This is a genomic window from Nocardia sp. NPDC056100, assembly GCF_042266325.1.
GTDB lineage: Bacteria > Actinomycetota > Actinomycetes > Mycobacteriales > Mycobacteriaceae > Nocardia.
In genome coordinates this window covers 825,149-836,892 of the sequence record NZ_JBHJVY010000003.1, presented here as the reverse complement: position 1 = coordinate 836,892, position 11,744 = coordinate 825,149, and the positions used below count along the sequence as shown (strand labels likewise).

General features: G+C 67.8%; 9 protein-coding genes. 2 read left to right on the top strand and 7 right to left on the bottom strand.

Going from position 1 to position 11,744, the window contains the following annotated elements; genetic code table 11:
- Window positions 1-58: 58 nt before the first annotated feature.
- From ACFC0O_RS25955 to ACFC0O_RS25930, 6 genes are all read right to left on the bottom strand, one after another.
- Complete coding sequence (locus ACFC0O_RS25955; RefSeq protein WP_375962088.1) at window positions 59-1,654, bottom strand: GMC oxidoreductase; 1,596 nt, start codon at window positions 1,652-1,654, stop codon at window positions 59-61.
- 234 nt (window positions 1,655-1,888) lie between these two features.
- Window positions 1,889-2,599, bottom strand: coding sequence for a type 1 glutamine amidotransferase (locus tag ACFC0O_RS25950; protein ID WP_375962085.1), 711 nt, complete (start codon window positions 2,597-2,599; stop codon window positions 1,889-1,891).
- Window positions 2,596-3,837 carry a MurT ligase domain-containing protein gene (locus ACFC0O_RS25945; protein ID WP_364637392.1) on the bottom strand — a complete coding sequence of 414 codons (1,242 nt, stop codon included), beginning with the start codon at window positions 3,835-3,837 and terminating at the stop codon, window positions 2,596-2,598. The genes ACFC0O_RS25950 and ACFC0O_RS25945 overlap by 4 nt, the downstream gene beginning before the upstream one ends.
- A 73-nt stretch (window positions 3,838-3,910) precedes the next feature.
- Window positions 3,911-4,531 (bottom strand): pyridoxamine 5'-phosphate oxidase family protein, encoded by a 621-nt coding sequence (locus ACFC0O_RS25940; RefSeq protein ID WP_375962082.1) that lies wholly within the window; start codon window positions 4,529-4,531, stop codon window positions 3,911-3,913.
- Between the two features lie 57 nt (window positions 4,532-4,588).
- Window positions 4,589-6,355, bottom strand: coding sequence for an FAD-dependent oxidoreductase (locus ACFC0O_RS25935; RefSeq protein WP_375962080.1), 1,767 nt, complete (start codon window positions 6,353-6,355; stop codon window positions 4,589-4,591).
- 27 nt (window positions 6,356-6,382) lie between these two features.
- Window positions 6,383-7,378 (bottom strand): EamA family transporter, encoded by a 996-nt coding sequence (locus ACFC0O_RS25930; RefSeq protein WP_375962077.1) that lies wholly within the window; start codon window positions 7,376-7,378, stop codon window positions 6,383-6,385.
- Between the two features lie 351 nt (window positions 7,379-7,729).
- On the opposite strand from ACFC0O_RS25930, the gene ACFC0O_RS25925 reads away from it, so the two are divergent.
- Window positions 7,730-8,626, top strand: a complete 897-nt coding sequence (locus ACFC0O_RS25925; protein WP_375963828.1) for a LysR family transcriptional regulator — start codon at window positions 7,730-7,732, stop codon at window positions 8,624-8,626.
- A gap of 93 nt (window positions 8,627-8,719) precedes the next feature.
- Window positions 8,720-9,709: an LLM class F420-dependent oxidoreductase gene (locus tag ACFC0O_RS25920; RefSeq protein WP_375962075.1), complete on the top strand. Its 990-nt coding sequence runs from the start codon at window positions 8,720-8,722 to the stop codon at window positions 9,707-9,709.
- 171 nt (window positions 9,710-9,880) lie between these two features.
- On the opposite strand, the gene ACFC0O_RS25915 is transcribed toward ACFC0O_RS25920, so the two are convergent.
- Complete coding sequence (locus ACFC0O_RS25915) at window positions 9,881-11,632, bottom strand: MinD/ParA family protein (protein WP_375962072.1); 1,752 nt, start codon at window positions 11,630-11,632, stop codon at window positions 9,881-9,883.
- Between the last annotated feature and the right edge of the window lie 112 nt (window positions 11,633-11,744).

The following is an 11,744-nucleotide window of genomic DNA, read 5'->3' as shown; positions in this document are numbered from 1 at the left end:
CATGGCTCGCGGCGCATATATACAGCGTGCGCGAGCAACCTCGCAGCCCGTCGTCCAGCTATCTGCCCGCGCGAATGATCGCCTCGATATTGCGCTCGGCGAGCGCGGTGATGGTGAGCGACGGGTTCACCGTCGCGGTACTGCCCGGAATGCCCGCGCCGTCCATCACGTACAGACCCGGATGACCGTGCACCCGCCCGTTCACATCGGTGGCCCGGCCGAAGACCGCGCCGCCGAGCGGATGGGCGGTGAACGCCGCGTTGGCGTCGTAGCCGATCGGCGAATAGTCGACCGAGGAATTCGACAGGCTCGCGATGCGGCGATCCACGGTCCGGCACGCGGCGATCACGTGATCCTGGGTGGCGCGCGGCCAATTCAGGCCGACGGTATTGCGGGCCCGGTCATAGCCGAAGCGCGCCCGGGTCGGATCCAGCACCATACCGAGCGAGGCGATGGCCAGGGTGTCCACGGGAATGCCTGGGACATACCAGTTTTCGAGTGTCAGCGGCACTCCGGACTCGTCCAGGATGCGGCTGGCGCTCGGCACGCCGCCACCGGTGGTGGTGGGCTCGCTGACGCTGCGCGCCAGCACCACATCGCCATTGGTGCCCCAGCCGTCGCCGATGTGCTCGTTCAGATTCGGCAGGGTGCCGGTGGCCTGCGCGCGCACCAGCAGTTCCGAGGTGCCGACCGAACCCGCGCCCAGGAACAGGCGGTTGCAGGTGAGCGTGCGGGTGCCGAGTATCTGACCGGTCGGGGCCAGTTTGGTCACCGACACCACGTACTTGCCGCTGCCGTCCTGGCCGATCGAATCCACCCGATGCCCGGGGAAGATTCCGGTGCGCCCGGTGGCCTCGGCGTAGCGCAGATAGTTCTGATTCAGATCGAACTTCGCGCCATTGGAATTGCCGAGATTGCTGCGCGAGGCCGTGGCCGACGCCCGCGACGCGCCCGCCAGTTCGGCGCGCAGCACATCCCAGTTGAAGATCGAATCATTGGGCACCGGTTGATAACCCGCCGCCCGCACCTGCCGATCCCACACCCGCGAATGCGTGAACGGGGTCGAGTTGTAGATATCGGCTGGCATCGGGCTCAGTCGCAGCATGTCCCGCACCCGCGGGTAGTAGACCCGGTCCAGTTCGTCGTAATCGGCGATACCGCCGAACACCGTGTCGAACAGATGCTTCGGCGGCGCGACCATGGCTCCGGTGAAGACGATCGAGCCACCGCCGACCGCCGCCCCGCGCCATACATCGATACCGCCGAATTCGGTGACGTCGAGCACGCCGCCGAAATCGGCGAACGTCATCGGCACCTTGGTGACGCCGGTGAAACTGGTGCGATGCCAGAAGCCGCGGCCGTCCGGCAGATCGTCACCGGTGAAGATCTCCCGATTGGGGTCGTTCGGCCAGCGCGAACCGCGCTCCAGCACGGTATTGGATACGCCCGCCTCGGCCAGCCGCAGCGCGGTGACCGCCGCCCCGAAGCCCGAGCCGATCACGATGGCGTCGGTGTGCTCCGGCGGATCAGGCAGCGGCGCAAAGATTTCCGGGACCCACGCCTGGAAGAGCGCGTTCCAGATCGGATTCGCCGCGGCGGTACCCGCGCCGCGCATCGCGGCCCCGGATCCCATACCCGCCAGCAGAGCCGCCATACCGGCAGCTTTGAACACCGCGCGCCTGCGCAACCGGCCACCTCCCTCATCAAGTAGGCCGCGCGCGACACTACCGGCCGGTCGCGCCCCGCTCAACACATTCAGGGTGAGCCACAAGACTCGCCATGCGTGTCGGCTATGTGTCGCGGGAAATGCGTGCTAGCGGGGGCCGTAAGGCCCCCGACCTCGATGACGGAGTGGTGTTTCACAAACCGGTGAACCGGAGGAGTTCGGTCAGGCGCGCAGACGTTCGCGACGGAGCTGATCCACCTCGGGGAGATCGAGGGGAGCCAGGGTGTCCACGCCGAGTGCCTGCTTCAACAGGTAGTCGGCGAGTTCGGGATTGCGGGCCAGGGCAGGGCCGTGCATGTAGGTGCCCAGCACCGAGCCCTGGACCACGCCCTCGAGACCGTCACCGACACCATTGCCCACACCCTTGGTGACGCGGGCCAGGCCGGAGGCGTCGCCGCCGAGTTTGGTTCCGCCCCGGTGGTTTTCGAAGCCGGTCAGGGGCTGGGAGAGGCCGGGCAGCAGTGGCTGCGTCGCCACCTCACCGATGGCGCGCTTGTCCTGGGGCGAGGTGGTGACGTCGAAAAGCCCTACGCCGTCGACCTTTTCGCCCGACGACGTCTCGTACCAGTGGCCGAGCACCTGGATGGCGGCGCAGATGGCGAGCACCGGCGCACCACGGCCCGCGGCCTGCTGGAGCCCGGGATAACGCTGCAGGTGACGGGTGGCCAGGCGCTGGGCCGAATCCTCCGCACCACCGAGGGTGTAGATATCCAGCGAGTCCGGCACCGGATCGGACAGATTGATCTCGACGATCTCGGCGTCGTGGCCGCGCAGGCGCAGGCGCTGGCGCAGCACCAGGGCATTGCCGCCATCGCCGTAGGTGCCCATGACATCGGGCAGCACCAGGCCGATGCGGACGGTCGATTCACTCATGCGCGGGCCTTCGCTTCCAGGTCGCGGTTCAGGTCACGGAAGGCCGTGTAATTGGCGAGCACCTCGACCTTGCCCGGCGGGCAGGATGCGATGGCGCGCAAGGGATCCGCGACGGTGATGTGATCGACGCCCGCGTAGGTCAGGCGCACCGCGAGATCGGTGGCGCGTTCGCCCGCCGCCACCACCTGGGTGCCCTCGAAATGTTCGAAGCGCACATCCCAGAGCCAGGACAGATCCTCGCCGTCCGGCACCTGGCCGTTCACCGCGATCACCAAACCCGTTGCGGCGGAGTCGATCATGGACAGCGCCTCCTGCCAGCCCGCCGGATTCTTGGCCAGCAGCAGTCGCGCGTTATGCCCGTTCACCTCGACGGTGCGGTAGCGGCCCGCGATCTCGGTGACGGTGCCGGTGGCGTTCGCGGCGGCGAGCGGATCCGCGCCCATCGCCACGGCGGCGGCCACCGCCTGGGTGGCGTTACCGCGATTGGCGCGCCCCGGAAGGGCAAGGGCCAGCGGCAATTCCAGGCCGTCCGGACCGTGGATGCCGTGCTCGTCCACCCGCCACTGCGGTTCCGGGCGCTTGAAATCCGCGCCGGTGCTGTACCAGTGCTCGCCCTCCCACACGATGGGCTCACCGCTGCGCGGGCAGCTGGCCGAGTCCACCGCCCAGCCGCTCCCGGCGGACACCCACACCACATTCGGATGGTCGTAGGCGATCGAGGTGACCAGTACGTCATCGCAATTGGCGATCAGCACCGCATCCGGATGCCGCGCCATACCGGCGCGCAGGCGGCGCTCGATCATATTGATCTCGCCGACCCGGTCCAGCTGATCGCGGGACAGATTGAGCAGCACCACCGCGGCCGGCTCCAGCGCATCGGCCACATGCGGCAGATGCAGTTCATCCACCTCGATGGCGGCCAGCGGCGCGACCCGATTCGCGGTGAGCGCGGCCACGATTCCGGCATCCATATTGGCGCCGTCCGCCTGGGTGGCGACCGCGCCGATCGTCTGTAGCGCGGCGGTGGTCATGCGGGTGGTGGTCGACTTGCCGTTGGTGCCGGTGACCAGCACCGTCCGGCGACCCCGCCCGAGCTGGGTCATGATCGTCGGATCGATTTTCAGCGCGATCAGGCCGCCGATCATCGAACCGTTGCCGCGCCCGGCGCGCCGCGACGCCCATGACGCCGCCGTCGCCGCCCGCAGCGCCAGCTGTCCGCGTACCGAAATGTCTGCCACGCCGCGAGTTTATTGGTGCGACCGGGCCGATGCGCAGGCGGCATCGACCCGGCGCGCGTGAGGTGCGCCGCATTCAGGACTTGTAGAGCAGCTCCTCATAGGTGTGCGAGTAGTGCTTCTCCAATTGTTCGAGCGTTTCGGTGGTGCCGGGCTGCAATTCCTTCACCAGCCGGGCCTGACTGGGCAGGGTGTCGACCGGCCACTGCTCCGGCTTCCACAGGCCGCTGCGCAGGAAAGCCTTGGCGCAGTGCAGGAAGATCTGCTGCACATCCACCTCGACGGCCAGGATCGGGCGATGGCCCTTGACCACCATGTCGTCGAAGTACGGGGCATCGCGCACCAGTCGCGCGCGGCCGTTGACGCGCAGGGTTTCCCCGCGACCGGGAATCAGGAAGATCACGCCCACATGCGGATTGCTCAGAATATTGAGATAGCCGTCCGCGCGGCGATTACCCGGCCGCTCGGGAATGGCGATGGTGGTGTCGTCGAGCACCCGCACGAAACCCGCCGGATCGCCCTTGGGCGAGGCATCGCAATTGCCGTCGGCGTCGCTGGTGGCCAGTACCACGAAGGGAGACAGGGAGATCCACTCCTTATCGCGCTCGTGCAGCGCGACCCGCTCCTTGGCGACGGCCCGGGGCGTCGGAGCGCCCAGGAGTTCACGCAGTTCAGCCGGATCCTTGATCTCGCTCATGACTTCGATTGAACGCGCGAACCAAGGTGTGCCGCCAGTGATTTGTAGGGAATGTCGCTACATGGGAATGTCGAAGAGATTCGCCTGACCGGCCTTGTAGCGCGCGATGTCCAACTGCCGGAACGGTTCCAGCTCGGTGGCGCGGTACAGCTTGAACAGCTGGCAGCGCGGGGCATTGGAACCCGAGACGTCCAGTACCGCGTTCACCGCGGTGCGCGCGGCCTCGGACGCACCCTCCATGGTCGCCAGATCCACATTGGTGCGCACGTAATCGCCTGCCAGGAAAAGGTTTTCGATATCGGCGGTATGCGATTCCGGGCGCAGCGCCCAGGAGCCCGCGGTATTGATGAGCAGCGGATCGGCATTGGTGTTGCGCTTGGCCCCGGCGTCCCAGGTGATGCCGGTGTCCAGGAACCAGGAGTGCAGATCGGCATCGCTCAAGAGTTCGCGCTGATCATTGAGGTGCGCCTTGAGCTGCGCCCACACCTCGCGGGCGATCTCGTCGTGGGTGCATTCCTTGGCGGGTTTGCCGTACAGCATGCCGGGGGTGTTCCAGTCGGAGATGTCCACCGACAGGCAGTCCTTGACGGTGCCGTCGCCCATACCCGTCACCGGGGTGCGGTTCCAGAACTGATTCTGCGAAATGGAGGTCAGCGACCACGGCGAATCCACGTAGGCGGCATGCCCGCGCGCGATATTGGTCTCGGTCTTCAGGAAGAACTGGATGCCGGTCATCCAATCCACCATGAGCTGATTCATGCCCGCCAATTCCGGTCGGCGGGAAAGGATTTCGGGTGTCCACAGGGTGCGGGCGACCTCGGTGGGCACGGCGGAGATGAAATAGTCGGCCTCGACCTGACGGGCCGCGCCGGAACCGTCCACAATGCGCGCGGAAGTGATTCTGCCGTCCGCGATTTCGAGTCCGCGCACCTCGCCGGTCGCGAATTTCACGCCCAGATCACGCAGCCGCGCGACCCACGGATTGATCCACGCCTCATTGGTGGAACCGTTCAGCAGCCGGTCCAGCGCACCGTCATTGGCGACCTCCAGGGGATTGCCCAGGAACTGCTCACCCATATTGCCGATGGTGAGGGTGCTGGCCAGATCGTCCTTGGCCGCCACCAGCAGCGTGGTGAGGGTGCGCGAGAGCAGCATGCGGAATTCGGTGGAGCGGCGGCCCGCGCCCACGTATTCGCGCCAGGCGACCTTGTCCCACTGGCCGTAGCGGCGGGCATCACAGCTGGTGTTGAACACCAGTAGTCGATTGGCGAAGTAGAGCGCGTCCGACTCGGACATCTTGGTGCTGGTGGCGATGGCCGAACCGACGGTTTCCCGGAAGTCGTCGGGGGTGGCCCAGATTCGCCCGGCCTTACCCATCGGCAGGATCACGTCATCGGCGTCGCGGCGGGAGAAACGCGCCTCGGAGGCGGCGACCAGATTGTCCCAGACCCCGTTCGCATTGCCCGCGAACGGGATTCGCCGCATGGTGTCGGGAATGTGCCGGTAGAAGCCGGGGAAGAAGCGGAAACCGTGCTCGCCCATGAGTTCCGGGCGGCCGTCCCGGCCACTGTTCGGCACCGGGATACTGCGGGCTTTGCCACCGAGTGCCCGGCGCTCGTACACGGTGACGTCGAAACCGCGTTCGGCCAATTCGTGCGCGGCGGTGAGACCGGCGACACCGCCGCCCAGCACGGCCACGCTGCGACTCGGATCGGCGTGCGCGGGAGTGGGTCGCAAGGTGGCGGCGGCGCCCGCCAGCGCACCAGCCGCGACCGCGCCACGCAGCACCGTTCGCCGCGTGACGGACAAACGCTGTCCAGTCATTCCCTACCTCCCACGCCTGGGGGAATCCTAGGCAGCGGGAACCGGGGTTTGGTCCGTTGGGTCCTGTTTTGCGTACCTTGTGTTGAACATTGATGCCCGAATGCCGACTATTCGCTTCGCAGACTTCGCAGACTGTCCGGGTCGCGCCGAGGTCGCGGTGAACGCGCCCGCGATGACAATGGCCGCCCCCAGCAGGGAAACCGCCGTCGGACGCTCATGCAGGAACGCCCACGAGGCCGCGATGCCCACCACCGGAACCAGCAGCGACAGCGGTGCGACCGTGCCCGCCGGATAGCGGCTCATCAGATACGTCCACAGGCCCGAACCCGCGATGGTGCCCAGCAGCACGATGTACGCCAGCGCGGCATAGGCGGGCCAGCCGGTCGCCGAGAACGAGGCCGCCAGATCGTGCAGGCCCGTGGTCGGTCCCTCCACGAGCGCGGACAGCGCGAACATGGGCAGCGGCGGAATCACCGTCATCCACAGCGTCAGATGCAGCGGATTCACCGGACCCCCGGGCGCGGCATGCGCCGCCGCCATGCGGGACCCGATATTGCCGAAGGCCCAGCCCAATCCGGCCAGCAGCGTCAGCACCAGCGGCAGCAGCGCCGCACTGTGCGATCGATCCCAGCCGATCACCGCCATCCCGGCCATGGCGACCGCGATACCGGCGAATTGTATGGGCCGCAACCGTTCTCGCAGGAACACCGCCCCGAGCAACACCGTGAAGGGCGCGGACGACTGCAACACCAGCGAGGACAACCCCGTCGGCATCCCGGCCCGCATGGCGCTGAACAGAAACGCGAATTGCAGAATCCCGAACCCGACGCCGTACAGCAGCAACCAGCGCCACGGCACCTGCGGCCGCGGCACGAACATCAGCACCGGCACCGCGATCACCGCGAACCGCAGGGCCGCGAAGAAGAACGGCTCGAAGTGATCGAGCCCGACCCGAATGGCCAGGAAATTCAGTCCCCAGAGCACCACGACACCCAGGCCGAGCAGCCGATCACGATTGGTCATGCGGCAAATACTGAAGCCATCCATAGGTAAGAACAATCGAATAATTCTGCACCAATGATGTAGTAGAACTTATCTATGCATCACCCCGAAGACCCGGAACACCCCACCCCACCCCGCACCGTTCCCCGCCCGCGCCGCATCACCACCCCGACCACGATGGGGCCCCGCCACCTCCCGGCGGGTACCCCACCCCGGACCCTGGCGGAGGCCGTCGCGGCACCGGCCGGGGCGGACAATCCGGGCACAGCGAGCCTGCGGCCACCCGAACTTCGGCCTGATTCGCCCGGCGGCGGTGCGGAAAATACCGGGCGCGTGGGTGATTCGAGTGAGGTCGGCAGCGGGGGGCCGCTCATGTCGGTGGAGCGGTTGCGGGTGCTGCGGGAATTGGCGGATCGGGGGACGGTGGCGGCGGTGGCGGCGGCACTGTCGATGACACCGTCGGCCGTTTCGCAGCAGTTGAAGGTGCTGGCGCGGGAGGCCGGGGTGGCGCTGCTGGAGCCGGACGGGCGGCGGGTGCGATTGACCGATGCCGGGCGGGCACTCGTCGTGCGGGCGGATGAGGTGCTGGCCGCGATGGAGAAGGCCGCGGCCGAGATGGCGTCGTATCGGGGGTCGCCGCGCGGGCAGGTGCGGGTGGCGCTGTTTCCGTCGGGGGCGGCGCTGCTGCTGCCGCATGTGCTCGCCGAATTGGCGGAGACCGGGGTGGAGATGGTGGCGGCCGATGAGGATGTGCCGCCGGTGGAAGTGCCTCGGCTGCTTGCCGATTACGACGTGGTGCTGACCCATCGCGATGAGCGGTCGGCGTCCATGAGCGGGGCGCGGGTGGCCTCGCGGGTGCTCATGCGCGAGCCGATCGATGTGGTGGTGGGGCCCGAGCATCGGCTGGCGCGGCAGGGGGCGGTGGTGCCCGCCGAGCTGGCGGATGAGACCTGGTTGAGTGTGCGGGGCGGATTCCCTGTGGATGATGTGCTGCGGTCGATCGCCACGGTCACCGGCGTGCAGCCGCGAATCGCGCAGCGGCTCAACGATTTCACCGTGATCGAGGCGCTGGTCGCCTCCGGCTACGGCATCGCGCTCATGCCGCGCCACGCGGTGCGGCATCCGGATCTGGTGATGCTGCGCCTGGCGGGCGTGCGCGCGGCCCGGCTCTACGATCTGGCGACCCGGCCGCACGCGGAGAAGAGGCCCGCCGTCGCCACCGTGCTCGCGGCCTTTCAGCGAGCCGCCCGCCGCACCACCAACGGCTGATGCGGGCCTTCGCGCCCGGGAATACGCTGCCGCACAATGAACATCCGGTGCGGCACTTGACTTGGAGTGCACTCCAGGTCATAGCGTGAACGCATGAGCATTCGTCTCGGATATCAGATGCCCAACTTCAGCTACGGGGTAGCGCCGCGCGAGCTGTTCGCGGCCGTGGCCGCGCAGGCGCGCGAAGCCGAGGCGGCCGGATTCGACGCCGCCTTCGTCATGGATCACTTCTATCAGCTGCCGCTGCTCGGCACGCCCGATCAGCCCATGCTGGAGGCGTACAGCACGCTGTCCGGACTGGCGGCGGTCACCGAGCGAATTCAGTTGTCCGCCTTGGTGACCGGCAATACCTACCGCAATCCGGCGCTCACCGCCAAGACCGTCACCACACTGGACGTGGTGAGCAGCGGGCGCGCGGTGCTCGGCATCGGCGCGGGCTGGTTCGAGCTCGAACATCAGGCGTACGGCTTCGATTTCGGCACCTTCACCCAGCGGTTCGAACGCCTGGAGGAGGCCCTGCAGATCATCACGCCGATGCTGCGCGGTCAGCACTCCACCTTCGACGGCAAGTGGTATCAGACCCAGGACGCCATGAACGAGCCGCGCGTGCGCGATGATCTGCCGATCATGCTCGGCGGCGGTGGCGAGAAGAAGACGTTCGCGCTGGCCGCGCGCTTCGCCGACCACCTCAATATCATCTGCAACGCCTCCGAACTGCCCCGCAAGCTGGAGGCCCTGCACGCCCGCCTCGACGAGGCCGGCCGCGCCCGCGACACCCTGGAGACCAGCTACCTGGCCTTCGTCATCGTCGACGAGGACGGCGATCGAGCCCGCAAGACCCAGGCGGATCTCCTTGCCCGCATAGGCATTACAGACCTGTCCTCCATGCCCGTCGAGGCCCTGAAGCAGTCCCCCGCCGACCGCCAATTCGTCGGCACCCCCGACGAGGTGGCCGAGCAGCTGCAAGCCCGCGTCCTCGACCACGGCATCGACGGCCTCATCGTCAACCTGGTCACCAACGGCCACGAGCCCGGCACCGTGGATCTGGCGGGCCGCGCCCTCGCACCCCTGGTCCACGCCTGAAGTAAAACGAGAGGACGCCCCGCAGCTGATGCTGCGGGGCGTTCGGCGCATTCGCCGCAGGAGGGCAGGTCCTCCGCCAAGAGGCTGCCCGCCACCTCCGGCAAGCGCAACGCCCCGCGACTTCACGTCGCGGGGCGTGCTGTATTCAGCTGTGGTGCAGTGCTTTTCGGCTCAGCGCTGGTTGTTCGGGGAGAAGCGCTGGGAGGCGTGGTAGCCGAAATCGTCGGCGACCATGGCGGCCAGTTCCAGCAGGGCGCGGCGGGTCGGCTTGGAGACCAGTTCCAGGTCGATTTCGGCGCCCTCGGCGAGGTGATCGTCGAACGGCACCACCTGTACCGCGCGGGTGCGATCCAGGAACAGCTTGCGCAGCTGATCCAGATCGACCGTGGAGGAACCCTTGCGAGATGCGTTGACCACCACCACGGTTCGCTCCACCAGCTTGTGGTAGCCGTGGTGATCGAGCCAGTCCAGCGTCGCCGAGGCGCTGCGCGCGCCGTCGATGGCGGGTGAGGTCACCAGCACCAGCGAGCTCGCCATATCCAGCACGCCGGACATGGCCGAGTGCATGAGTCCGGTACCGCAGTCGGTGAGAATGATGTTGTAGAACTGCTGCAGGATGCCGATCGCCTTGCGGTAGTCGGCCTCGCTGAACGCCTCCGACACCGCCGGATCCTGTTCGCTGGCAAGCACTTCCAGTCGGCTCGGAGCCTGGGAGGTATGCGCGCGCACATCGGAGTACCGGGTGATGTGGCTGTCCTCCAACAGGTTTCGCACCGTGGAGCGGGTCTGCCGCGGCACCCGGTGGGCGAGCGTGCCCAGGTCGGGATTGGCGTCGATGGCGATGACCCGGTCACCGCGCTCGGAGGCGAAGGTGGACCCCAAACCGACAGTGGTGGTGGTCTTTCCGACACCGCCCTTGAGCGACAGGATCGCGATCCGGTAATCACCGCGCACCGGCTGATTCACCCGATCCACCAGCTGCGCGTGCATCAGATCCGCGGGCGACTCGCCCGGGTTGATCACACCGCCGGACGCCTTGTGCACCGCACGCCGCCAGCCACTGCGCGGCGCGCGCCGTGCCCGGCGCAACAGATTCAGATCATTGACCGAATGCCCCGGCGGCGGCTGCTGCTGGAATCCGCCCTGCTGCTGCGGAAATCCCTGCTGCGGCTGACCATTCCAGCCCTGCTGCGGGAAACCCTGCGGCGGCAGCTGCTGCTGCGGCGCCTGCGCGGGCGGCGGGGACCAGCTGTAGATCGGCCCGCCCGGTTGATCATTGGACGGCGCGAACTGCCCGGGGTGACCGAACTGCCCGGGTGCGCCGCCCGGTCCGGCAGCGCCCTCCGGTCCGTGCTGAGCACCCGGATCGGGCTGAGCGGGCTGGTCGGGAAACACCCGGCGAACCATGCCGTCGCTGCCGATTTCCTGCCGGATCTCACCGTACGGGGTGTTGTCGCGGACCTCGCCGTAGCTGCCGTCCGGACCCGGGAACTGGCCCGGCGCAGCCGAATTCGGCGGCGGCGCGAACTGTCCGGCATCGGGTGCGGGGTAATTGCCGGTGGGCGGGAAACCCTGCGGCGGCCCCTGCGGGAACTGGTTGCCCGCGAACGGGCCCTGTCCCTCGAACGGGCCGTTCGGGCCGCCCTGGTACGGCTGGCCGTACGGTCCCTGCTGCGGGAATCCCGGCTGGCCCGCACCGTAGGGCGCGGCCTCGGGCGGGAAGACGGTGGTCTGCTCGATCGAGTCCGGCACCGGCGGGAAGAAACCCGCGCCCTGCTCACCCTCGCCATTGGCTTCGGCCTCGGCCTTACCCGGCTCCGGGGCGCCCGCGCCGGACGAGGCGTGCTCATCCTTGACATCGTCGGCGTCCACCGGCAGCCCGGCCGCGGCCTGTGCGGTCGAATTCTGATCGTTCGTAGTCACGTGTCCCCCATCTGCTCGACAGCTCGAACAGAGAGCTCGGCGCTAATGCGGTTCCACGCTAGCATTGCCGACGCTCTCCCACCCTGGCCTGGTAATACCTCGCACCCCCGCG